The following is a 24,142-nucleotide window of genomic DNA, read 5'->3' as shown; positions in this document are numbered from 1 at the left end:
CATGACGCTTCCCGGCTGCGGCATACTCGCTGCGGCCGTGTGAGCGACTCGATACAAGAACGCGAATCCGATCACGCCGAACTTATTCATCTGCGGGATTTACCATGCGTGCGTTTGCCCCTCTGGCCCTGACCCTTCTGCTGACCGCTTGCGGTGACGGCGAATCGCTGCTTCCGCCGGATGCACGCCTGCCCGACGGCGGCCGCTACCGCGGCGACGTGGTCAATGGGGTGCTGCAAGGCAAAGGCCGCATCGACTACCCCAATGGCAGCTGGTATGCCGGCGAGTTCAGCAAAGGCCAATGGAACGGCCAGGGCGAGTGGCACGCCAGCAACGGCGACCTCTATAAAGGTGGCTTCAAGGATGGCCTGTTCGACGGCCCCGGCGCGCTGACCACCAGTAGCGGCACCTACGTCGGCGGCTACAAACTGGGGCGCCGCGAGGGCGAAGGCACGCTCAAAGAGCATGGCATGAGCTACCGCGGCGAGTTCAAGGCCGACCTTTACGACGGCCTGGGCCATCTGGAACTCGAAGACGGCAGCGAGTATCAAGGCCAGTTCACCCGCGGCAAGCCCAATGGCGAAGGCCAGCGCAGCGATGCGGCAGGCAACCAGTTCAGCGGCAAGTTCGTCGACGGCCAGCTCGAAGGCACCGGCAATTTCAACAGCGCGGACGGCGACCAGTACGTCGGCGGCTTCCACAACAACCAGCTCAACGGGCGCGGCCGCTACGAGAACGCCGACGGTGACGTCTGGTCGGGCCAGTTCAAGGATGGCGCCTTCACCGGCAAGGGCGAACTGATCGGCGCCGACGGCACCAGCTACCAGGGCCAGTTTCGCAACTGGCGCTTCGCCGGCGAAGGCCATCTGAAGCTGCCGGACGGCACGGTCTACGTCGGGCAGTTCGACAACGACAATTACGACGGTCCGGGCGTGCTGACCTCCCCTGATGGCCAGGTGCAGAGTGGCACCTGGGCCAACGGCCAGCGGGTACGTGACGCCATGGGCAAGCTGCTGCCCGACCCGCTGGAAACCGGCCTGCTCGCACAGGGTCCTCTGCTGGACAAGGCCCTGGCCGCAATCCCGGCTTCGACCCCCGCCATCGAACTCTACAGCCTGGTGGTCGGCGGCGACGGCAAGCAGAGCGTGTTCATGCGCGAGGCCGACTACGTCAACAAGCTGCTCGCGACCCGCTTCGGCGCGTATGGCCAGATCTCACTGGTCAACCATCGCGACCACATGGCCGACCGTCCACTGGCGACGCGGGAAAATATCAGCCGCGCGGTGCAGACCCTCGCCCTGCGCAGCGGCCCCGAAGACCTGATCTTCATCTACCTCACCAGCCACGGCACCCACGACCACGAACTGGTGCTGGATCAGCCTCGCCTGGAACTGTCGGACCTGCCCGCCAACGAGATGGCCTCGGTGCTGGCGCCGCTGAAGAATCGCGACAAGGTGGTGGTCATTTCAGCCTGTTACTCCGGGGGGTTCATCCCGGCAATCAAGGACGAACGCACCATGGTCATCACCGCCTCACGGGAAGACCGGGTGTCGTTCGGCTGCTCCGAAGAAGCGGATTTCACTTACTTCGGCGAAGCGCTGTTCGGCAAGGCATTGGTGGAAACCGATGACCTGCAGCAGGCCTTCAACGACGCCAAGGTCACGGTTGCACAGCGGGAAATCGAGGAAAACTTCGAGGCCTCCGAGCCGCAGATCTGGGCGCCCAAGGGCGTGATCGCGCGCTGGAAGCAGTTGCGCAAGAGCCAGGCCGAGCGTGCACTCAACACCGTGTCCATCGGCAAGGGACTGAACCCGGCACCCGCTCGCTGAGCGGATGAAGATTTGCAAAGATTTGTGAAACCAGCAATGTCGGTGGGCAGTCTGTTGCGTTAGAGCGCCTATGCTTGTGTCGTATCAAGGGAGAAAGACCATGTACTTGACGCCGCAACACATCCTGCTTGCCGGAGCCACGGGATTGACAGGCGAACACCTGCTCGACCGTCTGCTCAGCGAACCCACTGTCAGCCGCGTGCTGGCACCTAGCCGTAGGCCGCTGGCCGAACATCCGCATCTGGAAAACCCTGTAGGCGACTTCACCTCACTGCTCGCAGAACTGGGCGGGCGAGTGGACATCGCCTTTTGCTGTCTGGGCAGCACCATCAAGCAGGCCGGCTCGCAAGACGCCTTTCGCGCCGTGGACATGGACATGGTCGTGGCCTTTGGCAGACGCGCCCGTGAACTGGGCGCGCGGCATCTGCTGGTCGTCAGCGCGGTGAATGCTGATCCTGAATCGAGCATCTTCTACAGCCGCGTCAAAGGCGAAATGGAAGCCGCGCTCAGGGACCAGAACTGGCCCCAACTGACCATCGCCCGCCCGTCACTGCTGCTGGGCGAGCGCGCCGATCAGCGCCTGGTAGAGCAACTGGCGGCGCCTATCGCCAAGCTGATTCCCGGCAAATACGGCGGCATCGAAGCCTGCCAACTGGCCCGTGCGCTGTGGCGCCTGGCGCTGGAAGAACAGGACGGGGTGCGGATCGTGGAGTCCGATGAGTTGCGCCGGTTGGGTAAGTAGGCATTCCCCCTGTAGGAGCGCGCTTGCCCGCGATTGCGGTGTATCTGCGGGATCTATGCTGCCTGGACATACCGCCATCGCGGGCAAGCGCGCTCCTACAGGCACTACATCCCGCCCGTGGCCTGGAAGCCCACCCCCAACGCCGTCAGGATCGACAACGGCAACAGCAACGTATCCAGCAGCGCGCTGCCCGGCAGATCCAGCATCGGGTATTTCGGAGCTTCGGCGCCGAAGCGGTCTTTCTCGCAACAGCCGCCCTGAATCGCATACAGGTCCAGCCGCGTGCCGGAGTAGACCACCGGCGCGCCGGGCTGGTTGGCATCCAGGGTACGCACGGTCGAGCACCCCGTGGCCAGCAGCAGCCCGAGGGTCAGCACAAACAGCTTCTTATTCATCGGCGCCCAGATGATGTTCACCCCAGCGCGGCAGCATGTCCTGCGGGATGTTGAGCAAGTTGAGAATGCGCGCCACGACGAAATCCACCAGATCATCGATGGTCTGTGGCTGGTGATAGAAACCCGGCGAAGCCGGCAGAATCACCGCGCCCATGTTCGACAGTTTCAGCATGTTCTCCAGATGAATACTGGAGAACGGCGCCTCGCGGGGCACCAGAATCAACTGACGGCGCTCCTTGAGCGTCACGTCGGCAGCGCGTTCGATCAGATTATTGCAGGCGCCGGTGGCGATGGCCGACAAAGTGCCCGTCGAGCACGGCACCACCACCATCGCCGCGGGTGAGCCGGACCCCGAGGCCACCGGAGACATCCAGTCCTCCTTGCCGTACACCCGAATCTGGCCATCGGCGGCGCCGGTGTATTCGGTGAGGAACGCCTGCATCATCTGTGGCTTGGGCGGCAAGGTGACATCGGTTTCGGTGGCCATCACCAACTGCGCGGCCTTGGAGATCAGGAAGTGCACTTCCCGATCTTCACGCACCAGGCAATCGAGCAGGCGCAGACCATACTGCGCCCCGGACGCGCCGGTCATCGCCAGGGTGATGCGCTCCGGACCGCTCATTTCAGCGCCTCGGCCAGTTTGCCGTGCAGCCCGCCGAAGCCGCCGTTGCTCATGATGACCACGTGGGTACCGGGCTGGGCCTGGCTTTTCACGCGCTCGATGATGGCTTCAAGGGAGTCGCAAACCACCGAAGGCGTCTTGCACAGCGCGGCGGTCGCGGCCAGGTCCCAGCCCAGATTGGCCGGCGCGTACCAGACCACCTGATCGGCCTGATCGACGCTTTCCGGCAAGCCGTCGCGGTGCGCACCGAGCTTCATCGAGTTCGAACGCGGCTCGACCACGGCGATGATCGGCGAGTCGCCCACCTTCTTGCGCAGGCCGTCCAGCGTGGTGGCGATGGCGGTCGGGTGGTGAGCGAAGTCGTCGTAGATGGTAATGCCGCGCACTTCGGCGACCTTCTCCATACGCCGCTTCACGCTCTTGAATGCGCTCAGGGCTTCGACGCCTTGTTGCGGCACGACGCCCACATGCCGCGCCGCTGCCAGCGTGGCCAGGGCGTTGGCAACGTTGTGCTGGCCGGTCATGTCCCAATCGACCACGCCTTGAGCGACGCCTTCGAAGATCACTTCGAACCTGGAGCCGTCCTCGCGCAGCAGCTTCGCCTGCCACTGGCCGCCCTGCCCGGTGGTCTGCACCGGGGTCCAGCAGCCCATCTGGATCACGCGCTCAAGGGCCGGCTCGGTGGTCGGATGAATCACCAGGCCTTCGCTCGGGATGGTACGCACCAGATGGTGGAATTGCCGCTCGATGGCCGGCAGATCCGGGAAGATGTCAGCGTGATCGAACTCAAGGTTGTTGAGAATCGCGGTGCGCGGGCCGTAATGGACGAACTTCGAGCGCTTGTCGAAGAACGCGCTGTCGTACTCGTCGGCCTCGACCACGAAGAACGGCGTGTCGCCCAGGCGCGCAGACACTGCAAAGTTCTGCGGAACACCGCCAATCAGAAAGCCCGGGCTCATGCCTGCGTGCTCCAGCACCCAGGCGAGCATGCTGCTGGTGGTGGTCTTGCCGTGAGTGCCAGCGACCGCCAGCACCCAGCGACCACGCAGCACGTGATCGGCCAGCCACTGCGGGCCGGAGACATAGGGCAGACCCTTGTTCAGGACGTATTCCACGGCCGGGTTGCCACGGGACATCGCATTGCCGACCACCACCAGATCCGGCGCAGGCTCAAGGTGCGAAGGGTCGTACCCTTGCATCAGCTCGATGCCCTGTGCCTGGAGCTGCGTGCTCATCGGCGGATAGACATTGGCATCGGAGCCCGTGACTTTATGGCCCAGATCCTTGGCGAGCACCGCCAGCGAACCCATGAACGTACCGCAGATACCCAGAATATGAATGTGCATGACCGACCTCTTAAAACATTCGCGCAGGTTAGCTTAGAGAGGGTCGGTTCGCACAGTTCAATCGGCACAGCGATTCCAACTGTAGGAGCGCGCTTGCCCGCGACGGCGGTGCATCAGATACATCGAAGGCGGCTGATACAACGCTTTCGCGGGCAAGCGCGCTCCTACAGTTGCGGACGCCTACCGCGCAATCCCGTGCTTGCGCAGCTTTCTATACAAAGTATTACGGCTGACGCCCAATTCCTGGGCAGCATGTGTCATGTGCCAACGCTGCGCCTCCAGTATCTCGATCAACGCCGAACGCTCGGCGCAATCGAGTGGCGAATCCGCAGGGTTCGCGGCGACATCCTTCTTCACCGCGCCCTGGCGGATTACCAGTGGCAAGTCGGCATGGCAGACTTTTTCATCCTCAGCGAGCGCCGCCAGCGTGCGCAACACATTGCGCATCTGCCGCACATTGCCCGGCCAGGGGAAATCGAGCAGCGCCTGCCGGGCCTCGGCGTCGATCACCACCTGCTGGCCGCCCGCCTCTTCCTCCAGCAGGAAGTCCATCAACTGCGCCTTGTCGCTGCGTTCTCTTAGTGCCGGCAGGGCGATTTCCAGGCCGTTGAGCCGGTAGTAGAGGTCTTCGCGAAAACTGCCGTCCTCCACCCGTCCCAAGAGATTGCGGTGGGTAGCGCTGATGATTCGTACATCCACAGACTGCGGCTCACCGCCGATGGGCACCACCAGACGATCCTCCAGAACGCGCAGAAGTCGTGTCTGCAGCGCCACCGGCATGTCGCCGATCTCATCGAGAAACAGGGTGCCACCATCGGCCTGCTGCAACTTGCCGCGCATGCCTTCCTTGCGCGCACCGGTGAAACTGCCGCCGCGATAACCGAACAACTCGCTTTCGATCAGGCTTTCCGGAATGGCGGCGCAGTTGAGTGCAACGAATGGCTGGTGCGAGCGGCCACTGGCCTGATGCACGGCCTTGGCGAACGCTTCCTTGCCCGAGCCGGTTTCACCGTTGATCAACAGCGGCACATCACGCTCGAATACCTTCAAGGCGCGACGAAAGTCGGCCTGCAGCGAAGGATCGCCCAGGCAGATACCACTCAACGCAGGCTTCTCTAGCGGCTTGCTGACAACAAGCGCGCTAACCCCCTTCAGCACCGGCTGAGCCTGCCCACGCAGCACGGCGAAAAAACCACGGCCGTCTCGGGTTCGCAGTGGCCAACTGGCGGCTGCATCGGGCGAGGCGCGGCTCAAGAGTTGGTCCAGGGAACAATCGAACAATGCCTCGACCGGCTGGCCAATCAGATCGGCGCGGCCCAGGCTCAGCATGTTCAACGCGCTCTGATTCAGCGCCTTCACCCGCCCTTCGCCATCGAACGCCAGCAGCCCTTCGTTGAACAGCCCGACGGCGCCAGCCTGCAGGTGAAAACGCAGCAGCCACTGATCGTCGAAATGCCGCAGGAAGTAACTGCTTTCGATCATTTTTGCCGACAGATTGACCAGCGCCATGGTGTGAAACTGGCTCTGGCGAGACACATCGTGCCGCGCCGACGACACATCCAGCACCGCCAGCAGATCGCCATGAGGATCGAACACCGGACTGGCCGAGCAGGTCAGCCCGGTATGCCGCCCGCGAAAATGCTCATCGCGGTGGATCGTCACCGATTGCCGCTCCACCAGGCACGTACCGATGCCGTTGGTGCCCTCCCGCGCTTCGCTCCAGTCCGCGCCCAGCCACAAACCGGCGCGCTCGAAGATCTTGCGCTCGCCGTCCTGGGTCACGCAATTGAGGATGACCCCTCGCGCGTCGGTCAACAGCACCGCATTACCGCCCGACAATTGCTGGTGCAGGCTGTTCATCTCGCCACCGGCGATGGTCAGCACTTGTTGCAGGCGTTCGCGGCTTTCCAGCACCCGGGCATGCTCCAGCACGGTGGGCGCCATGGCCTGTGCGGGGTCCAGGTGATAGTCGTCAAGACAACGCTGCCAGGAGCGGGCGATGGAAGGGTCGGCGCCAGGGCCGTAGCGGTGATCGGCCTTGCCCTGGGCGAATGTCAGGACTTGCCGGGCATGGCGGGTTAGGTGGTTGCTATGCATTTTCTTGTTGTTCCTGTGCATGCTTGCGAACCAGCATCCTCCAGGCCCTCCTCTATTGCAATCCTTGGCACGGGCCTGCCCGCCGAGCTGTCCCACATTCGATACAAAGTGTCACTCTGCCCGTCCCGCAACTGGCACATCGACAGCAGCCAAGCGTCTGATTTTTCGGCAAAACCCTTGTAAACCGGGCACCGCACGGCAGTGGCCCGCGCTTTGCTCTACGCTTTAATCAAGCGCAGCAGCGCGTTATCCCCACACAATCACAAGAGCAAGGAGATATTCACCATGCGTTATGCCCATCCCGGTACTGAAGGCTCGATCGTTACCTTCAAGACCAAATACGGCAACTACATCGGTGGCGAATTCGTGCCGCCGGTCAAAGGCCAGTATTTTGAAAACACCTCGCCGATCACCGGCAAACTGATCGCCGAATTCCCTCGCTCGACTGCCGAAGACATCGATAAAGCCCTGGATGCCGCCCACGCCGCTGCCGATGCGTGGGGCAAGACTTCCGTTCAGGAGCGCTCGCTGACCCTGCTGAAAATCGCCGACCGCATCGAGCAGAATCTCGAACTGCTGGCCGTGACCGAGACCTGGGACAACGGCAAGGCCGTGCGTGAAACCCTCAACGCCGACATCCCGCTGGCTGTGGACCACTTCCGTTATTTCGCAGGCGTGCTGCGTGCCCAGGAAGGCTCCGCCGCCGAAATCGACGGCAACACCGTGGCCTACCACATCCATGAGCCGCTGGGCGTCGTCGGCCAGATCATCCCGTGGAACTTCCCGATCCTGATGGCCGCCTGGAAGCTCGCGCCGGCCCTGGCTGCGGGCAACTGCGTCGTGCTCAAACCTGCCGAACAAACCCCGCTGGGCATTACCGTCCTGCTGGAACTGATCGGCGACCTGCTGCCAAAAGGCGTGCTCAACGTGGTGCAAGGCTATGGCCGCGAAGCCGGTGAAGCACTGGCGAGCAGCAAACGCATCGCCAAGATCGCGTTCACCGGCTCAACGCCTGTGGGCTCGCACATCATGAAACTGGCGGCCGACAGCATCATCCCGTCCACCGTGGAGCTGGGCGGCAAGTCGCCGAACATCTACTTCGAAGACGTGATGAGCGCCGAGCCCGAGTTCATCGACAAGGCCGCCGAAGGCGTGGTGCTGGCGTTCTTCAACCAGGGCGAAGTCTGCACCTGCCCATCGCGCTGCCTGGTTCAGGAGTCCATCTACCCGCAGTTCATGGAAGCGGTGATGAAGAAGGTCCTGAAGATCAAGCGCGGCGACCCGCTGGATACCGACACCATGGTCGGCGCCCAGGCATCGCAGCAACAATTCGACAAGATCCTTTCCTACCTCGACATCGCCCAGGGCGAAGGCGCCGAGTTGCTGACCGGTGGCAAGGTCGAGAAGCTGGAAGGCTCGCTGGCGACCGGCTACTACATCCAGCCGACCCTGCTGCGCGGCAACAACAAGATGCGCGTGTTCCAGGAAGAAATCTTTGGCCCGGTGGTCAGCGTGACCACCTTCAAGGATGAAGCCGAAGCCGTCGCCATCGCCAACGACACCGAGTTCGGCCTCGGTGCCGGCGTGTGGACCCGCGACATCAACCGCGCCTACCGCGTGGGCCGCGCCATCAAGGCGGGCCGCGTGTGGACCAACTGCTACCACTTGTATCCAGCGCACGCGGCATTCGGTGGTTACAAAAAGTCCGGCGTCGGCCGCGAAACCCACAAAGTCGCGCTCGAACACTACCAGCAGACCAAGAACCTGCTGGTGAGCTACGACATCAACCCGCTGGGCTTCTTCTGATCCAGTGACAGCAGTCAGATGACGGCCTCTTCGGAGGCCGTTTTTTTTGCCGCGCATTTTGTTGATTCACACACGTGCCTGCGGCCCATTCGCTCCGCTTTTGGATTGCACTTTCTAAAGCGCTTGGGCAAAGTCGAAACCGTCTGTCCCAGTGCCAGGCGTCCTCCCCCTTTCATGCATTGCACAATGAAGCTGAGGCCCAACCATGCGGATCATCCAAGCCACCCTGGAGCACCTGGACCTGTTGACCCCTCTGTTCGTCAAATACCGCGAGTTCTACGGCGAACTGCCCTACCCCGATTCCTCCCGTGACTTCCTGGAAAAACGCCTGCGCCGCGAAGAATCGGTCATCTACCTCGCGCTACCGGTGGATGACGACAGCAAGTTGCTGGGCTTCTGCCAGCTCTACCCCAGCTATTCCTCGCTTTCGCTCAAGCGCGTGTGGATCCTCAACGACATCTACGTCGCCGAAGACGCCCGCCGCCAACTGGTCGCCGATCACCTGATCCAGAAAGCCAAGAAGATGGCCCGCGAAACCCAGGCCGTGCGCATGCGCGTGTCCACCAGCGCCAACAACGAAGTGGCACAGAAAGTCTACGAATCCATCGGATTTCGTGAAGATACCCAATTCAAGAACTACGTGTTGCCGATCAACTGAGGTTCCCGCGCCCGTAGGAGCGCGCTTGCCCGCGATGGCGATCTGGCTGGGGACGACTTGCCGTCTGACACGCCGCCGTCGCGGGCAAGCGCGCTCCTACGGAAGATGTGTTCCATCAATACCAAACGTTTCAATCTGCACACAGTCCCAGCAACACCCCGATTCTTCCCTCTATAATGCGGCCCACCTCACCTCTTTCCACTGACCCGGACCGGGTCTCATCATCAGGTGCCGTACATGGATTTCAACCCGATCGATATCATTCTCCACCTGGACGTCTACCTGGACATGCTGGTGACCAACTACGGCACCTGGGTCTACGCGATCCTGTTCCTGGTGATCTTCTGCGAGACCGGCCTTGTGGTGACGCCGTTCCTGCCGGGTGACTCGCTGCTGTTCATCGCAGGCGCGGTGGCAGCCGGTGGCGGCCTGGACCCTGTCGTGCTGGCCGGGCTGCTGATGGCGGCTGCGATCATCGGCGACAGCACCAACTACGTCATTGGCCGAACGGTGGGCGACAAGCTGTTCAAGAACCCCAATTCGAAGATCTTCCGCCGCGACTACCTGACCAAGACCCACGAGTTCTACGAGCGCCATGGCGGCAAGACCGTGACCCTGGCGCGCTTCCTGCCGATCATCCGCACCTTCGCCCCGTTCGTTGCGGGCCTGGGCAAGATGAACTACTTGCGCTTCGTCAGTTTCAGCGTGCTGGGTTCGATCCTGTGGGTCGGCAGCCTGGTGACCCTGGGCTATTTCTTCGGCAACATCCCGTTCATCAAGAAGAACCTGACCTTGCTGGTGCTGGTCATCATCCTGATCTCGCTGCTGCCGATGATCATCGGCCTGGTCCGCAGCCGCATGGGCCGTTCCGCCACAGCGCGCTGAACCATGTGGCCGTTTGGCAACTGGCTCAAGCGCCGCACGCTGGCACGTCACCAGGTCTCCCCTGAACTCTGGGGCCGGGTGCGCGAGCGTTTGCCGATCCTCGACGGCCTCAGCGCCGAAGAGGATCGCCGCCTGCTCGACAGCTGCATCCTGTTTCTGCAAGCCAAGACCCTGACCGCGCTGGAAGGCGTCGAACTGGACGACGAGTCCTGCCTGTTCCTCGCTGCGCAGGCCCAGTTGCCGTTGCTGGCGCTGGACGACCTGGACTGGTATCGCGGCTTTCACGAAATCATCCTCTATGGCGATGACTTCATCAGCCCGCAGAAACACCGCGACGCCAGCGGCATCGAACACGAGTGGGATGGCGAGCACAGCGGCGAAGCCTGGAGCCAGGGCCCGGTGATTCTCGCCTGGCCGGGGGTGCTGTCCAGCGGCGGCTGGGAGGCGTACAACCTGCCGATCCACGAACTGGCGCACAAACTCGACATGCTGGGCGGCGACGCCAACGGCCTGCCTCCGCTGCACAGCGACATGCGCATCAGCGACTGGGCCAGCGCCATGCAAGGCGCCTTCGATGACCTCAATCGCCAGCTGGACGCCGACCCCGACGCCGAAACGGCCATCGACCCCTACGCTGCGGAAAACCCGGCCGAGTTCTTTGCCGTCACCAGCGAGTACTTCTTCAGCGCCCCGGATTTGCTGGTCGAGGCCTATCCAGACGTCTATCGGCAGCTCAAGGCGTTCTACCGGCAGGATCCTCTGGCGCGGCTTACGGCGCTTCAGGCAGCACTTTAGGCCTGCAAGCCTGTCTATGAGGCTCAAGACAAGGTCCAGGACCGATGGGTGTAATGGTAACGGTTACCAAATATGCCTATAATCCGGCCACTTTTTGGCGTTGCACGCCAGATTCAGCAATGGTCAACCAAGGGGGCAAAGCCCAATGAGCTACAGCAAAATTCCGGCCGGTAAAGACCTGCCGAATGACATCTACGTCGCCATCGAGATCCCGGCCAACCACGCGCCGATCAAGTACGAAATCGACAAGGATAGCGACTGCCTGTTCGTTGACCGTTTCATGGCCACCCCGATGTTCTACCCGGCCAACTACGGTTTCATTCCCAACACCCTGGCCGACGACGGTGACCCCCTCGACGTGCTGGTCGTGACTCCATACCCAGTCGCACCAGGCTCGGTCATCCGCGCCCGTCCGGTTGGCGTACTGAACATGACCGACGACGGCGGCGGCGATGCCAAAGTCATCGCAGTTCCTCACGACAAGCTGTCCCAGCTGTACGTCGACGTGAAGGAATACACCGACCTGCCGCCACTGCTGATCCAGCAGATCGAGCACTTCTTCGCGAACTACAAAGATCTCGAAAAAGGCAAATGGGTCAAGATCGAAGGCTGGGCCGGCGCTGATGCCGCTCGCGAAGCCATCACCAAATCGGCCGCTGCCTACAAGGGCTGATCCGGTTCGCTCCCTGCGAAGCGCTCGCCGCTTCGCAGGTGGCACCCTCCTGCCTGTATGCCTCTCCCCCTGACACCTTTCTCCAGCATCACTCCCCAACTTTTTTGCGCTGAATGTTTAAAGTTTAGTGCGCAGAGTCTTGCCGTTTATCCGAATAAAACGCCGCAGGCTCATTGGCAATAAAACTTCGCCGCATCGCACCTGATAACGGACGACTTGAGGCTCTAGATCGGGCGATTCACGGAACGCCTTTGAAAACAGGTACTTTTGTCCGGGCGCATGGATTGTTGAGCGCAAAAGAAACAGTGAACGACATGCCCTACAACTTCATTCGAACGTTGTAATCCCTACCGTCAACTTCAAGTTTGATGCTTGACGCATTTGAACACTTCGTTCATTTAAACAAACTTGAACTGTCCGTAAAATTCGATCCATGAATACATCAGGTGATCGACTACGCGTCCTTCTGCGGGAGTGCCATCTCTCCGCCACAGACTTCGCCGCCAACCGCAAGGTGACGCCGCAACACGTGAACAACTGGTTCAAACGCGGCATCCCCATGGCACGCATGGAGGAAGTCGCCGAACTGCTCAGCGTCAACGCACGATGGCTGCGCACAGGCGACGGCCCGAAACACCCGGGAGAAGGCCGCGAAAAAAACGGCCACGATCGCATGTCCCGCACGCCTCCTGCGCGCGGCCACGTTCGGGAAGAGCTGGACATGCCCGTCTATACCGAACTTCAAACCCAGAACCCCGGGCAAACCGCCGTCAGCGAAATTCCCAACCACAAAGTGCGGTTATCCCGCCGCGTCCTGGAAGCCATGGACGTCGAACTGCACAACGCCATCTGCATCGCCATGGTCGGCAACAGCATGGCGGACAAGATCCAGGACGGCTCCCTCATCGGCGTCGACCGAGGCCGCACCAACGTCATCGACGGCGAAATGTACGCCCTCGAACACGCCGGCATGCTGCGCGTGAAATACCTCTATCGCCTGCCAGGCGGCAGCCTGCGCCTGCGCAGCCACAACGCCGGCGAATACCCCGACGAGATTTTCAGCGCCGAACAGATACAGGAACAGCACATCCAGATCCTGGGCTGGATCTTCTGGTGGTCCACCCTCAACAACCGCCGCCACCCCGCCACCATGCCCTGATGCGCAACAGCAAGAGACAAATGGCAGCCCATCAAGGCTGGGCATCAGCGCAGAACATGAGTATCCTGCACGCCTTCGTTTCAACACCCATCGGCTACCCGCGGATGGGTGATCGACCCGGCACCGTCCCCTGTGACACGCCCGGTCTACCTTACAAGCGCCTCCTTGCAGCGCGCACTTTTGCGGATGGGTGCGGTTAGCCAAAAACTAACCAAACCTGTCACCGAGAAGCCGGCCACAAGCCGGCTTTTTAATTGTCTCGAAAATTTTTTCTGAAAAGCGATAGTTCTAGGGCTGCCGACGATCTCCGATACATCGCAAAATAGCTCGCGCCGAGAGTTGCAGCCGTAGCGATTGGACCCGCGCTGGCCGTAAACGTTGGGTGTGTTCGTCAACAGCTTGCTTTGGAGCCTTCAAATGCTGCGACTTTGGCTTCGTATTTCGCGAAACCTAGGAGGTTAAGCTCAGAGAGCTAGTTGGATTGGGCGGCTTCCAAATCTTCAAGCAGACCTGCCGATGTTACGCATCTGTTGGATGGGACATCGCGCCAAGAGTGCCTTAAGCAGTCTTGGCGCACGAAGGCTGATTATCTAGCGGTGCTGCGATGGAGCTAAAGCACCTTTTTTGAGAAGCTTTGCAGCGACTCGGAAAAGATCAGGCATATCGAGCCGCCCGTCATTGCGCCTATACATGACACCAATTTCTTCAAGCATCTTGGAAAGCTCCTCTTCCTTATGAACACCTTGCTCTTTGAAAGGAAGAATGTAGCTATGGCGGCTAGCATCTGTAACAAGCGCAGCAATTGTTCCTGCGTTTTTCCAAACGTCAAAAACCGCGTAGTCTTCTTGAGGAAGTAATAGCCCTGCGAGAGGGGCGAGGACGCCTTTGATCCATGGAAACTCTTGATGCAATTGATCTACACGAGTTTTGGACGCCTCTCGAAGACCATGCCTGATTCCATCAGCGGTGAGCACCTTATCTAAAGGAGCAGCGCCGAATTTAGCCGCTGCGTTCATAAGCCCTAAGAAACTCCTAGGCGTGACTTCTGCATGCGCATCTGCGGTATGCTTCAACGGCCATTCATAAGTACTGCCTTTCTTGTAAGCGTAGCTACCGGTTCCCATAAATGGACCAGAAAGCTCGATCATCAGCAGCTTTTGATCTTCTTCATCATGTATAAGCGACCATCTGCGAGTCAGGATAGCTTTACGGCTTGGTTTAGGAAGGTCTTGAGACGCAAGAAGCTTATTAAACGCTTTTCGAGTGTCAGGGGAGCTTGACGAGGCCAGGCGAGAATATAAAAGACCATACAAATCTGTCCATGACCACGAAAGACGTACAGCACCTGTACGGAGCTTAGGAAGCTCCACAAAGCGTAAGGCATCATCCTCTATTTGATCAGGGCGGAGGAATAGTTTCACGCGCACCGATCTGAAAGCTCGCATAGCCCAAACGACCTCTAGGAGTGCCTCAGTAAGAAGACGTCGACGCGGCCATGTACGAGCAACCGTATCTAGAGCGTCATAAACAATCAGTAGCGTTTTCCCTTCGCCTCGTAGTCGAAGCTCATGATCAGCAAGTAAGTCTTCCCGTTTTTCCCAATCTTTAGCGTCACTAACGAACTTGCCGGGACGGCTTTTTGCAGCTCCCGCAGATTGTGCCGCAGCGCTTAGAATAGTGGCCCACCAAAACGCTTTCGCTTCTTCTAGTGTCGCTGCGCTGGGTACATATTTATCGATTGCTTCCTGGGATATACCGTCAGGTCCCCCAACGCCCGTGTAGCCGAATCGGACTACCAGCTCTGACAATCCCAGTTTTGGATACGCAATGGCTGCTTCTTGGAGAGTGTCAGTCTGGCCGAGGACGCTCGACCAAAAACTTTTGCCACTGCCCCTTGAACCGACAACGATAGGAATAGTGGGATCAAGAGCGACAGCATGTTTTTCCGGGGCGTAAAGATCTTCAATTTTCGCCACATGTGCGCCAACAGCGTCATTTGACACATCGCCTGGAAACTCAGCAACCGCGTTGCGAATAGCACGGAAATCATCAGGTGTAAGATCCATATTTTATTCCGGTTCTCTGAGTAAGCTACTACTAATCTTGTCTATGATTTCATGATAAGACGAGCTATAGATGCTATTTTCAATCAAGTCGCGCTTTTGCAGAGGATTGAAACTTTTGTACCTTGAATCATCAACGATCGCAATTGAAGACAAATGCAGAACCTCCTCAGCAGGGAGAACTTCGTCATCTGATATCTCGTCGTCCCACTGTAGGTCATCAAAGCTGTCAATCTCTCGCCTGATCAAACTCATACCCTTTTGCTGGGGGCATAATCCTATTTCGCTCAAGAGATCTTGACATCTTTCATTAAAGCTTTGACGCAACTCTGATTCGGCGGGCGCTTTGCCCTGAACAATTGTAAACCGACTCAACCATCCAAACAAATTTCCAGAACTGTTAAACCTTGCCATATGGGAAAGTAAAATTTTGAAACCTTGATAGGTTTGTGGCTCATCTAACCCAAACAAAAAAACCTCTGCCCCGAGACCCAACAACGCTGAAGCAGTAGTTTCATGTAGGCCCGCCCTCGCATCTACCAAAATTACATCATATTGACGAGGATCGGAAAAGGCATCGATCAACGCGGAAACCTGATCCAATACAGTTACAACTCGCCCTTCATCATCGAGATCTTCAGCGTAAGCACGAGCAATTTTTGCTAATACCTCAGATGGATTATTCAATGAGCGACGACCTAATACCGGCATGACATCTATACGGCCATTGTTCCCTGTGAGTGGAGATGGACTAGTCAAATCAGATAGAAAAGTCTGATCCAAAGGGCGAAGTCCATTTTCAACCAGCGCGTCTAGCAGGCCGAACTCCGGAAGGGCATCGTCACTCAGCAAGATTGCGCCCAATCCTGGCGCCTCTATATCTAAATCAATCGCAAGTACTTTTAACCCTTTCGCGGCTAGATCAACTGCAACGACGGCGAGAGCCGTCGAGCGGCCTACACCGCCTTTGATACTGGAAAAGACGAATCTTGGAGGCGGAGGAGCCTGATTGGCAGGAGCCCGTAACCAATCAGCACCCACGAGGCGCCGATCAATTATGCGAAGACGACTGCCATTCACCGTGACAGTAACCGCGGCTTGGTCGGCCAATAAGTCCTCAACTCCATAGTCTGAAATATCCGCAAGCACTTGATCGGTACGCGCATATACACCAAGCGAATCAACGAGTAGAACTGAAAGCTCCTCACGCTGTATTGCGGACAATGCGGTAGAACTAAAAAAAGCTAGCCGTCCAGTACTATCCCTAAGAACCAACCCGCTAGCAAGAGGCTCACTACCAAGCTCGTTTAAGATTATACCTATCAGCAAGTTTAAACTATCGTCAAAATGGACTGACACTCAAATCTCCTTATGTATCTATTGAGCCGACTACGCTAATCGCCTGCAATTTCCACTGATCAATTGCACGAGCTGAAATCGACGCACCTTTGCCATAGCGCATGCTAATATCCCATTCGGAGAAGAAATTGTCGTTGTAGATATGCCGCCGGAGCACAGCTGCATTGCGGCCTTCAAGCCTGTTCCTCAATAAGGTTCGTAACGCCGGAAAATGAGCGTAATAAGGATCATTTTCGCGACTCTGAGACAACCTGAACCCCGCCTGTTGCATGAGCGCTTTGATGCCGCATTCAGCCGCGATACCGTACAGGTAACCAGCTACGTCTCGTCGATCTGTGGAGTCTAAGATATTAGCGGCTAGTAGGTGCCGCCTAGCAGCAGCTTTTAGGTCAGGGGGGTAGGGCATCAGGCGTCTTCCCAGCGTACAAAAAGGTGAACGATAGTCGCTCGCGGTCTCGAAATCCACCATAATCCTATTGCTTTGATGCCGTTATCCCGGACAACTAGTGACGTCGAGAACAGTCCGAGCCTAGGTGCATTGAGATGGTCTGAGATCGAACACGGCACCAGCGATGTCGCGCGCACCTAACCTACTGGGACTGGATCCTCGCGCAAGAGAACTTCGTAACCGACTACGATGAAGTCTATTTTCAGGAGCAAGCCGAACCACCGCCTTGGCGGCTGCGGAGGCTGGTAGATTGTTTGCACCAGCCATCAGCGATTGGTCTGTTCATGGGGTAGGAATTTGGAAGACCTGCATATTCGCCGTTGAGCTCAGGAGCCAAGGAGTTTGCTGATGAACCCTGCCACGGCCACCGGGGGTATGAGGTGGTTTCGCAGGAGCGATTTGCGCTCGACGGTCGCCTGAGCCCACCTATTCCATAATCGATCATTGGCGGGGTAATGAAATCAGTCGCCAAAACATGACGCCAGTATTCCCTCGAATCTGGCCTCATATATTAAAAATTCAAATAACCAGTTGGCCCCATGACTGACTGTGAAAACCGCTGACATACGTCTCTGCCCGGGGATCAAAAGCGCTCCACCTTGCATGCAAACAATTGTTTTGTAAGGATATTAGATCCTTTTCTCGCACTCTCACCTACATCAGAACCAACCACCCGCCCGCTCAGACCCACCCTTTGGGCACCGTGAATAATTCCCGTTCCCCACGTGTTCACCTGATGACACCCGTCTGCACGCTCTTATAAAAAAACACCGCCAGGGAAGGCCGTTTCGAGTATCTCGCCATGGCTTTTTTTCCCTGTTTCTTGTCGGTGGTGTTGGTCGTGCGTAATCAGGCCGAGGGGCTTGAGGGGATGCTGCTTGAAGCGACGGGGCTGATCGCTTCGATGGTGTCGGACTATGAGTTGATCATTGTCGACAACGCGTCGACCGACGACAGCATCGCGCAGTTGAAACGCCTGACGGGCGAAGACGGGGTGGCCAATCTTCAGGTGTATGCGCTGACCCGTGAAGTCGATCTGGACACGGCGTCCTGGGTGGGGCTGGAGAATGCGTTGGGGGACTATGCCGTGGTGCTCGACCCACTGGCCGATGACATCGCCTTCCTGCCCAACATGCTGGAGCAGGCGGCGCAGGGGGCGGATGTGGTGTTCGTCTGCAACGCCGAGCACAGCACGCAAAGCCTGCCTTATTACCTGGCTTTCAAACTCTTTCACCGTGCATACCGGTGGTTCAACGGCATTCATCTGGTCAAGGAGGCGCCGCAGTTTCGGCTGCTGACGCGCAAGGTCATCAGTTTCATCCTGCAGCACCCCAAACCCACGATGATCTACCGTCATTTGCCGGCGACAGGCGGATTTGCCAGGGTCTGTCTGAGTTACTCGGCTCCGCCCAAGGCGCAACCGCGCAAGCATCTGGGGGAGAGTGTCGATCGGGGGATTCGCATGCTGATTTCCAGCACGCGGGCGCCGATGCGGATGGTGACGGCGCTGTCGCTGTTTGGCGCGGTGATGAACCTGATCTATTGCGCGTATGTGGTCGGGATCGCGCTGTTCAAGACCGATGTGGCAGCAGGCTGGACCAGCCTTTCGCTGCAGCAGTCGGGGATGTTCTTTCTGATTTCGCTGGTGTTGCTGGTGCTTGGCGAATACATCCTGAACATGGCCAGTTTTTCCAACGACGGGCCGCTGTATTACATCGGCCAGGAATTTACCAGTTGCCGAATGACGCGCCTTGAACGGCTCAACGTCGAAGAAATCACCCCCAATGCCCAGGTGGTCCGGGCCTGGGGCGCCGAGCGGGCATCGCGATGAACGCGCCAGGGGATTGCCTGGACGCAATCGTCATCGGCGGTGGTTTCTACGGATCGGCGATTGCGGTGCATCTGGCGCGCCAGCGCGGCTTGAAGCGCATCGTACTGCTGGAGCGCGAAAGCGGCTTGCTCAGGCGCGCCTCGTACAACAATCAGGCGCGGGTGCATAACGGCTATCATTACCCGCGCAGCTTCACCACGGCCTATCGCAGCCGGATCAACCTGCCGCGTTTCGTGGCCGACTGGCCCAATGCGGTGAAGAGCGATTTCACCAAGCTCTACGCCATCGCCCGACACAATTCGAAAGTCACTGCCCGACAGTTCGAACGCTTTTGTCACGATATCGGCGCCCAGGTCAGGCGCGCGGACGCCGCGGCCCACGGGCTGTTCGAGCCTCGCCTGATCGAGGCGGTGTTTCAGGTGCAGGAATACGCCTTCGACTCGACCCGTCTGGCGCACTGGGCGGAACGTGAACTGGCAGACTGCGGCGTGCAGATCCGCCTGCTGACCCGCGCCACCGAGATCTACCAGGGCCCCGACAGCACCTTGCAGGTGGTCACTGAAAGTGAGGGCGGCCCGCAGCGCCTGAGCTGCCGTTACCTGTTCAATTGCACCTACAGCGGCAGCAATCATTTCAACGGCGAGTTCCCGGGGCTGGACACCGATCTGCGTCACGAGATCACGGAAATGGCGCTGATGCAGATGCCGTCCGCGCTGCAGGGTCTGGGCGTGACGGTGATGGACGGGCCGTTCTTTTCGATGATGCCGTTTCCGTCGCGCAACCTGCACACGCTGTCCCACGTGCGCTTCACGCCGCACCTGCACTGGGACGATGAGAAATCGATCAACCCCTACGACAGGCTCGCCGGGCATGAGCGTGCCAGCCGTGTCGAGCGCATGGTGCGCGATGTGGCCCGGTACATCCCGGCGATCCTCGACTCGCAGCACATCGACTCGCTGTACGAGGTCAAGACTGTCCTGGCGCGCAACGACCGCAACGACGGGCGCCCGATTCTGTTCGAGAAGCACGCCAGCTTGCCGGGCTGCTACTCGGTGCTTGGCGGCAAGATCGACAACATCTATGACGTGCTGGAGAAACTGGACAATGAAGTCTTTTGATCTTTCGCGCCTCAACCCGACCCTCGTGCTGCCTGTCGCCGTGGCGGTGCTGGCGAGCCTGTTCCTGACGCTGGCCACCCGTTCGATCTGGATCGACGAGGCGATGCTGCTCAAGGACATCATCGAGCTGCGCAGCCCCGATGAATTCTTCAAGCCGCTGCCTTACTACGATCAGGCGGAGCCGGTGCTCGCCTCGCTGTTCTTCAAGGCGATCATGCTGCTGTTCCACTACAACATCGCACCGCTGAGGTTGTCGGTGCTGGCGCTCTCCTGCGTGCTGATCGCGCCGGTGTTCGCAGTGTTTCGTCCTTACCGCTGGGGGGCGCTGGTGTTTGTGCTGGCGCTGATCGGCCACTCGTTTTCCATGGGCCTGTTTCTGACCGAGCTCAAGCACTACTTCCTCGAAGTGTCGGTGAGCTTTCTGGCGATCACTGCGCTGTGGCGGTCCTCGGAACAGGACAATCTTCATTGGCCCATCGGGATGGCGGCTGCGATCAGTGTGCTGGGTTTTTCAACACTGATCGTTTCAGGCGCGCTGCTGATGTATGCCGTGGTGCGTCATGCGTCGCAACCCAGGAACGAGCGCGAGGCATCGACCGTCGTGGCGATTGCCGGGGCTGCTCTGGTGGTGGTGGTCGCCTATGCCTACATGAAGTACCTCACCGTGTTTCAACTGGGCAATTACGACGACTATTACAAGACCACCGCGCTCGGCTCGCTGGGCGTGCTGAAGGAGGCGATTCTAGGGGCGTATGGCAAGGCCTTGCTCATCACGTCCGGGGTTGCCAGCGTAGTGCTGCTGTTTACCCACAAAAGCGGTTTCGTGTGCAGGCTGAATCTGTTTTTCATTGGCATTCTGCTGATCGTGCTCGTAGGGCGAATCGCCGGTTTCTACCCTGCCACCTATCCCCGCCATGTGATCTGGCTGGCGCCATTCAGCATGGTCATCGCTTGCCTTGGGGTGCTGGAATTCACCGCCAGCCCGTCGCGCCCGCTCAAGGTGCTGGGCTGGGTGCTCCTGAGCCTGATGGCACTGCAGGCGGGCAAGGCCTGTTACAACAATCTTCGCGGCGTGAACTACGAGTACGTCGACAACAACGCGCTCTACGAGCACATCGCGCAGATGCCGCCCACCGAGTTTCTGGTCTACCCCGACGCCCAGCCGTCGCTTGAGTACTACAGCCTGCTCGATCAGCGCCTGAGCAAGCATCAGTACGTGCGTGTGAACGATGAAGTGACGCGCATGCGTGATCCGAAGATGGGCAAGGTCGAGTACCTGGACTCCCTCGCCGAGCTGTTGCGACAGCGCCCCTCCAAGGACTTTTCCGTGCTGGTGTCCCACGTCAATCTGGACAAGGACATCAGCGGGCGCGGCAAGGCGCTGGAGGCCGAAATCAGCCGCCTGAACTGCACCTACACCTCGTATTTCTACGTGTACAACGCCCAACTGATCCGGGTGCACTGCCCGCTGGATGCGCAACTATGAATGGTCTGATCGGATACACCGGCTTCGTCGGCTCGACCCTGATGCGTCAAACCCAATTCGGCGCGCTGTATCGCTCGACCAACATTCACGAAATCGAGGGGCGCTCCTTTGACGCGCTGGTGTGCGCTGGAGCCCCCGCACAGAAATGGATCGCCAACCGCGACCCCGATGCCGACCGCGAGAGGATCGAGAACCTGATCGAGCACCTGCGCTCGGTGCGCTGCCGCACCTTCGTGCTGATCAGCACCGTGGACGTCTTTCACACGCCCATGGGCGTGGACGAAGACAGTCAGGTCGAAGAGGTGGGCCTGCACGCCTACGGCATGAACCGGCGCTTGCTGGAGTGCTTCGTGGAAGATTATTTCCCACAGCATCTGATCGTGCGTCTGCCAGGCCTGGTCGGTCCCGGCCTGCGCAAGAACGTGGTGTTCGACATCCACAACCAGCACAACCTGTCGGCCATCGACAGCCGTGGCACCTTCCAGTTCTACCCGATGGTCAACCTCTGCCACGACATCCAGGTTGCACTCAATGCCGGCCTCAAGCTGGTGCACCTGTGTGCCGAGCCGGTCACCGTAAGCGAGATTTCGCAGGAAGGTTTCGGCAAGCCCTTCGACAACGTGCGCAGCGTGATGCCGGCGCGCTACGCGATGCAGACCTGCCACGCCGCCCTGTTCGGCGCGCGCGGGCGTTATCAGTACAGCGCCCGGGAAGAGCTGATGGCGGTGCGCGCCTATGCGCAATCGGAACCGCATACCACGGAGCACCGGGCATGAGACTGGCCATCTCCAACATCGCCTGGGACATCGTCGAGGACCGGGACATCGCCGCCCTGCTCAGGCGCTACGCCATCGACGCCATCGACGTCGCGCCGGGCAAGTATTTTCCGGATCCGGTGGCCGCCACGCCTGGCCAGATTGCCGACGTGCGTGACACCTGGGCCGGGCGCGGCATCGACATCACCGGCATGCAGGCACTGCTGTTCGGCACCCAGGGGCTGAACTTGTTTGGCTGCGCCGCCAGCCAGACCTCGATGTTGCAGCACCTGGATGAGGTCTGCCGCATTGGCGAGGGCCTGGGTGCGACACGGCTGGTGTTCGGCTCGCCGAAAAACCGCGACCGCAACGGCCTGGGCGACGACGAGGCCATGGACATCGCCGTGCCGTTTTTCAGAATGCTTGGCAACGTCGCCCGGGACCACGGCGTGACCATCTGCCTGGAACCGAACCCGGAGTGCTACGGCGCCAACTTCATGACCAGCAGCCCGTTGACTGCCGAGGTGGTACGGCGGGTCGATCACCCCAATATCCTCATGCAACTGGACACCGGTTCACTGGCGATCAATGGCGAGGACCCGTTCGCTGTGTTGCAGGGCGCCGCCGAGCTGATCGGCCATGTACATGCCAGCGAGCCCAGCCTGCTGCCACTGGGCGACGGCACTGCCGATCACGCCGGGATGGCGGCCGCAATCAGCCGCTACCTGCCCGATCACCTGATCACCATCGAGATGCTGCCCAAGCGCAACGAGCCCCACGTCGATACCATCGAGCGTGCCCTGAACGTCGCGATCTGGCATTACCGGGCCGAAGCCTTGAGGGCGCAATCATGAAGTGGGCGATTCTGATCCTGGGGATCCTCTCCAACGCATCGGCCAGTGTGCTGGTGAAAATGGCGATGATGCCGCCGCGCAGTTTCCCCTCGCTCAATGCCCCGCTGCAGGCCCTGAGCAATTGGCCGTTCTGGCTGGGGCTGGGGTTATACGGCACCGCTTTCCTGCTGTACGCCGCCGCTCTGGCGCGCTTGCCGCTCAATATCGCTCACCCGGTGCTGACCGCCGGGGCGGTGGCTGCCGTGGCCTGTTCCTCGGTGCTGATTTTTCGTGAAACCTTCTATTGGACGACGGCGGCCGGCATCGTGCTGGTAATCGCGGGTGTCGCCCTGATTACTGCGCGGGTGGCGTGATGACCGACACAACCTACACCTCCGGACGACCGAGCCTGGCCCAACTGACACGCCAGGTTCCCACCTTCGACACCCCGCTGTGGCTGGGTAGGCTGCATCCTTACTGCGTGATTATCCCGGTCATCAACGAGGGCGACCGCATCGTCAGCCTGCTGGCGCGCATGGCCGCGCTGGCGATCAACCAGATGGCCGACATCATCATTGTCGACGGCGGCAGCACCGACAATTCCCTGGCCCACGACATGCTGATGGTCACTGCGGTGCGCGGTTTGCTGGTCAAGACCGCACCGGGCAAGCTCAGTGCGCAGTTGCGCTGTGCCTATGCCTTTGCCCTGGATCAGGGTTACGAAGGTATCGTGACCATCGACGGCAACGACAAGGATGACCCGCAGGCGATTCCGCGCTTTATCAACGCGCTCAGGCAAGGGGTGGATTTCGTTCAGGCGTCGCGTTTTCTCACAGGCGGTGCGGGAGAGAACACGCCAAAGTCCCGCGACATTGCCATCCGTTTCATACACGCGCCGATGCTGAGTATTGCCTCGGGCCACGACTGGACTGACACCACCCAAGGGTTTCGCGCCTACAGCCGCAAACTCCTCCTCGACCCGCGCCTGGCGATTTTTCGGGATGCGTTCATGACCTACGAGCTGCTGGCGTACCTGTCCTATCGTGCGCCCAAGCTGGGTTATCACTGCATCGAACTGCCGAGCGTACGACGTTATCCACAGGGTGAAGTGCCGACCAAGATCGGCGGGCTCAAGGGCAACCTGATGTTGATGCTGATGTTGGTTCGCGCATGTTTCGGGGGGTATAACCCCAAGTAGATTCTATGGGTACACCGCAACGTCTTGTAGGAGCGCGCTTGCCC

At 59.6% G+C, this 24,142-nt stretch carries 22 protein-coding genes; 15 read left to right on the top strand and 7 right to left on the bottom strand.

Annotation, left to right across the window (positions count from 1 at the left end; genetic code table 11):
• The first annotated feature begins 104 nt into the window (after window positions 1–104).
• Both ACIPOO_RS19250 and ACIPOO_RS19245 read left to right on the top strand, forming a co-directional pair.
• Entirely contained in the window at window positions 105–1,829 is a 1,725-nt protein-coding gene (locus ACIPOO_RS19250) for a C13 family peptidase (protein ID WP_400609059.1), read from the top strand.
• Window positions 1,830–1,929: 100 nt separating this feature from the next.
• Window positions 1,930–2,571 (top strand): oxidoreductase, encoded by a 642-nt coding sequence (locus ACIPOO_RS19245; protein WP_274136295.1) that lies wholly within the window; start codon window positions 1,930–1,932, stop codon window positions 2,569–2,571.
• A 104-nt stretch (window positions 2,572–2,675) separates the two neighbouring features.
• Here the strand turns inward: ACIPOO_RS19245 and ACIPOO_RS19240 are convergent, their stop codons facing one another.
• The 4 genes from ACIPOO_RS19240 to ACIPOO_RS19225 form a co-directional block, all read right to left on the bottom strand.
• Window positions 2,676–2,966: a YceK/YidQ family lipoprotein gene (locus tag ACIPOO_RS19240; protein WP_400609057.1), complete on the bottom strand. Its 291-nt coding sequence runs from the start codon at window positions 2,964–2,966 to the stop codon at window positions 2,676–2,678.
• A complete protein-coding gene (gene ubiX / locus ACIPOO_RS19235) occupies window positions 2,959–3,588 on the bottom strand; it encodes a flavin prenyltransferase UbiX (RefSeq protein ID WP_400609055.1) in 630 nt (209 codons plus the stop codon). The genes ACIPOO_RS19240 and ubiX overlap by 8 nt, the downstream gene beginning before the upstream one ends.
• A complete protein-coding gene (gene mpl, locus ACIPOO_RS19230; RefSeq protein ID WP_274136291.1) occupies window positions 3,585–4,934 on the bottom strand; it encodes a UDP-N-acetylmuramate:L-alanyl-gamma-D-glutamyl-meso-diaminopimelate ligase in 1,350 nt (449 codons plus the stop codon). Before mpl ends, ubiX begins: the two co-directional genes overlap by 4 nt.
• Window positions 4,935–5,114: 180 nt before the next feature.
• A complete protein-coding gene (locus ACIPOO_RS19225; RefSeq protein ID WP_400609052.1) occupies window positions 5,115–7,031 on the bottom strand; it encodes a sigma-54-dependent Fis family transcriptional regulator in 1,917 nt (638 codons plus the stop codon).
• Window positions 7,032–7,316: 285 nt separating this feature from the next.
• On the opposite strand from ACIPOO_RS19225, the gene ACIPOO_RS19220 reads away from it, so the two are divergent.
• The 6 genes from ACIPOO_RS19220 (at window position 7,317) to ACIPOO_RS19195 (ending at window position 13,007) form a co-directional block, all read left to right on the top strand.
• Window positions 7,317–8,837, top strand: coding sequence for an aldehyde dehydrogenase family protein (locus ACIPOO_RS19220; RefSeq protein ID WP_274136289.1), 1,521 nt, complete (start codon window positions 7,317–7,319; stop codon window positions 8,835–8,837).
• Window positions 8,838–9,042: 205 nt separating this feature from the next.
• Entirely contained in the window at window positions 9,043–9,495 is a 453-nt protein-coding gene (locus ACIPOO_RS19215) for a GNAT family N-acetyltransferase (RefSeq protein ID WP_274136288.1), read from the top strand.
• 237 nt (window positions 9,496–9,732) lie between these two features.
• On the top strand, window positions 9,733–10,380 hold the full coding sequence (locus ACIPOO_RS19210; protein WP_274136286.1) for a DedA family protein: 648 nt from the start codon (window positions 9,733–9,735) through the stop codon (window positions 10,378–10,380).
• A 3-nt stretch (window positions 10,381–10,383) separates the two neighbouring features.
• Window positions 10,384–11,175, top strand: a complete 792-nt coding sequence (locus ACIPOO_RS19205; protein ID WP_400609048.1) for a zinc-dependent peptidase — start codon at window positions 10,384–10,386, stop codon at window positions 11,173–11,175.
• Between the two features lie 145 nt (window positions 11,176–11,320).
• Window positions 11,321–11,848: an inorganic diphosphatase gene (gene ppa, locus ACIPOO_RS19200; RefSeq protein ID WP_274136284.1), complete on the top strand. Its 528-nt coding sequence runs from the start codon at window positions 11,321–11,323 to the stop codon at window positions 11,846–11,848.
• A 433-nt stretch (window positions 11,849–12,281) separates the two neighbouring features.
• Complete coding sequence (locus tag ACIPOO_RS19195) at window positions 12,282–13,007, top strand: XRE family transcriptional regulator (protein ID WP_337993918.1); 726 nt, start codon at window positions 12,282–12,284, stop codon at window positions 13,005–13,007.
• Window positions 13,008–13,597: 590 nt separating this feature from the next.
• Here ACIPOO_RS19195 and ACIPOO_RS19190 read toward each other — a convergent pair.
• Genes ACIPOO_RS19190 through ACIPOO_RS19180 form a run of 3 tightly spaced genes read right to left on the bottom strand, consistent with a single transcriptional unit; the run spans window position 13,598 to window position 16,895 of the window.
• Window positions 13,598–15,073: a hypothetical protein gene (locus ACIPOO_RS19190; protein WP_400609045.1), complete on the bottom strand. Its 1,476-nt coding sequence runs from the start codon at window positions 15,071–15,073 to the stop codon at window positions 13,598–13,600.
• Between the two features lie 3 nt (window positions 15,074–15,076).
• Window positions 15,077–16,429 carry a KGGVGR-motif variant AAA ATPase gene (locus ACIPOO_RS19185; RefSeq protein WP_400609043.1) on the bottom strand — a complete coding sequence of 451 codons (1,353 nt, stop codon included), beginning with the start codon at window positions 16,427–16,429 and terminating at the stop codon, window positions 15,077–15,079.
• Between the two features lie 10 nt (window positions 16,430–16,439).
• The gene (locus ACIPOO_RS19180) at window positions 16,440–16,895 is read right to left on the bottom strand and encodes a hypothetical protein (RefSeq protein WP_400609040.1); all 456 of its coding nucleotides are present in this window, start codon (window positions 16,893–16,895) and stop codon (window positions 16,440–16,442) included.
• A gap of 784 nt (window positions 16,896–17,679) precedes the next feature.
• Between ACIPOO_RS19180 and ACIPOO_RS19175 the strand changes: the two genes are divergently transcribed.
• Genes ACIPOO_RS19175 through ACIPOO_RS19145 form a run of 7 tightly spaced genes read left to right on the top strand, consistent with a single transcriptional unit; the run spans window position 17,680 to window position 24,098 of the window.
• Window positions 17,680–18,708 carry a glycosyltransferase gene (locus tag ACIPOO_RS19175; RefSeq protein WP_400609037.1) on the top strand — a complete coding sequence of 343 codons (1,029 nt, stop codon included), beginning with the start codon at window positions 17,680–17,682 and terminating at the stop codon, window positions 18,706–18,708.
• Window positions 18,705–19,826, top strand: a complete 1,122-nt coding sequence (locus tag ACIPOO_RS19170; protein WP_274136279.1) for an FAD-binding oxidoreductase — start codon at window positions 18,705–18,707, stop codon at window positions 19,824–19,826. Before ACIPOO_RS19175 ends, ACIPOO_RS19170 begins: the two co-directional genes overlap by 4 nt.
• Entirely contained in the window at window positions 19,813–21,312 is a 1,500-nt protein-coding gene (locus ACIPOO_RS19165) for a hypothetical protein (RefSeq protein WP_400609035.1), read from the top strand. The genes ACIPOO_RS19170 and ACIPOO_RS19165 overlap by 14 nt, the downstream gene beginning before the upstream one ends.
• The gene (locus tag ACIPOO_RS19160; RefSeq protein ID WP_274136277.1) at window positions 21,309–22,088 is read left to right on the top strand and encodes a pyridine nucleotide transhydrogenase; all 780 of its coding nucleotides are present in this window, start codon (window positions 21,309–21,311) and stop codon (window positions 22,086–22,088) included. The genes ACIPOO_RS19165 and ACIPOO_RS19160 overlap by 4 nt, the downstream gene beginning before the upstream one ends.
• Window positions 22,085–22,921: a sugar phosphate isomerase/epimerase gene (locus ACIPOO_RS19155; protein ID WP_274136275.1), complete on the top strand. Its 837-nt coding sequence runs from the start codon at window positions 22,085–22,087 to the stop codon at window positions 22,919–22,921. The genes ACIPOO_RS19160 and ACIPOO_RS19155 overlap by 4 nt, the downstream gene beginning before the upstream one ends.
• Window positions 22,918–23,274 carry a multidrug transporter gene (locus ACIPOO_RS19150; RefSeq protein WP_274136273.1) on the top strand — a complete coding sequence of 119 codons (357 nt, stop codon included), beginning with the start codon at window positions 22,918–22,920 and terminating at the stop codon, window positions 23,272–23,274. The genes ACIPOO_RS19155 and ACIPOO_RS19150 overlap by 4 nt, the downstream gene beginning before the upstream one ends.
• Entirely contained in the window at window positions 23,274–24,098 is an 825-nt protein-coding gene (locus ACIPOO_RS19145) for a glycosyltransferase family 2 protein (protein ID WP_400609031.1), read from the top strand. The genes ACIPOO_RS19150 and ACIPOO_RS19145 overlap by 1 nt, the downstream gene beginning before the upstream one ends.
• Window positions 24,099–24,142 lie beyond the last annotated feature (44 nt).

Origin of the sequence: Pseudomonas sp. NPDC090201, from assembly GCF_044746825.1 — a bacterium.
Classification (GTDB): domain Bacteria; phylum Pseudomonadota; class Gammaproteobacteria; order Pseudomonadales; family Pseudomonadaceae; genus Aquipseudomonas; species Aquipseudomonas putida_AD.
The sequence above is the reverse complement of the archived record's forward strand: the minus strand, read 5'-3'. Positions and strand labels throughout refer to the sequence as shown.

What these genes read in the sequence shown, in the direction of transcription:
- ACIPOO_RS19250 (WP_400609059.1), top strand. Translation starts at nt 105, where the DNA reads ATGCGTGCGTTTGCCCCTCTGGCCCTGACCCTTCTGCTGACCGCTTGC.
- ACIPOO_RS19245 (WP_274136295.1), top strand. Translation starts at nt 1,930, where the DNA reads ATGTACTTGACGCCGCAACACATCCTGCTTGCCGGAGCCACGGGATTG.
- ACIPOO_RS19240 (WP_400609057.1), bottom strand. Translation starts at nt 2,966, where the DNA reads ATGAATAAGAAGCTGTTTGTGCTGACCCTCGGGCTGCTGCTGGCCACG.
- ubiX (WP_400609055.1), bottom strand. Translation starts at nt 3,588, where the DNA reads ATGAGCGGTCCGGAGCGCATCACCCTGGCGATGACCGGCGCGTCCGGG.
- mpl (WP_274136291.1), bottom strand. Translation starts at nt 4,934, where the DNA reads ATGCACATTCATATTCTGGGTATCTGCGGTACGTTCATGGGTTCGCTG.
- ACIPOO_RS19225 (WP_400609052.1), bottom strand. Translation starts at nt 7,031, where the DNA reads ATGCATAGCAACCACCTAACCCGCCATGCCCGGCAAGTCCTGACATTC.
- ACIPOO_RS19220 (WP_274136289.1), top strand. Translation starts at nt 7,317, where the DNA reads ATGCGTTATGCCCATCCCGGTACTGAAGGCTCGATCGTTACCTTCAAG.
- ACIPOO_RS19215 (WP_274136288.1), top strand. Translation starts at nt 9,043, where the DNA reads ATGCGGATCATCCAAGCCACCCTGGAGCACCTGGACCTGTTGACCCCT.
- ACIPOO_RS19210 (WP_274136286.1), top strand. Translation starts at nt 9,733, where the DNA reads ATGGATTTCAACCCGATCGATATCATTCTCCACCTGGACGTCTACCTG.
- ACIPOO_RS19205 (WP_400609048.1), top strand. Translation starts at nt 10,384, where the DNA reads ATGTGGCCGTTTGGCAACTGGCTCAAGCGCCGCACGCTGGCACGTCAC.
- ppa (WP_274136284.1), top strand. Translation starts at nt 11,321, where the DNA reads ATGAGCTACAGCAAAATTCCGGCCGGTAAAGACCTGCCGAATGACATC.
- ACIPOO_RS19195 (WP_337993918.1), top strand. Translation starts at nt 12,282, where the DNA reads ATGAATACATCAGGTGATCGACTACGCGTCCTTCTGCGGGAGTGCCAT.
- ACIPOO_RS19190 (WP_400609045.1), bottom strand. Translation starts at nt 15,073, where the DNA reads ATGGATCTTACACCTGATGATTTCCGTGCTATTCGCAACGCGGTTGCT.
- ACIPOO_RS19175 (WP_400609037.1), top strand. Translation starts at nt 17,680, where the DNA reads ATGGCTTTTTTTCCCTGTTTCTTGTCGGTGGTGTTGGTCGTGCGTAAT.
- ACIPOO_RS19170 (WP_274136279.1), top strand. Translation starts at nt 18,705, where the DNA reads ATGAACGCGCCAGGGGATTGCCTGGACGCAATCGTCATCGGCGGTGGT.
- ACIPOO_RS19165 (WP_400609035.1), top strand. Translation starts at nt 19,813, where the DNA reads ATGAAGTCTTTTGATCTTTCGCGCCTCAACCCGACCCTCGTGCTGCCT.
- ACIPOO_RS19160 (WP_274136277.1), top strand. Translation starts at nt 21,309, where the DNA reads ATGAATGGTCTGATCGGATACACCGGCTTCGTCGGCTCGACCCTGATG.
- ACIPOO_RS19155 (WP_274136275.1), top strand. Translation starts at nt 22,085, where the DNA reads ATGAGACTGGCCATCTCCAACATCGCCTGGGACATCGTCGAGGACCGG.
- ACIPOO_RS19150 (WP_274136273.1), top strand. Translation starts at nt 22,918, where the DNA reads ATGAAGTGGGCGATTCTGATCCTGGGGATCCTCTCCAACGCATCGGCC.
- ACIPOO_RS19145 (WP_400609031.1), top strand. Translation starts at nt 23,274, where the DNA reads ATGACCGACACAACCTACACCTCCGGACGACCGAGCCTGGCCCAACTG.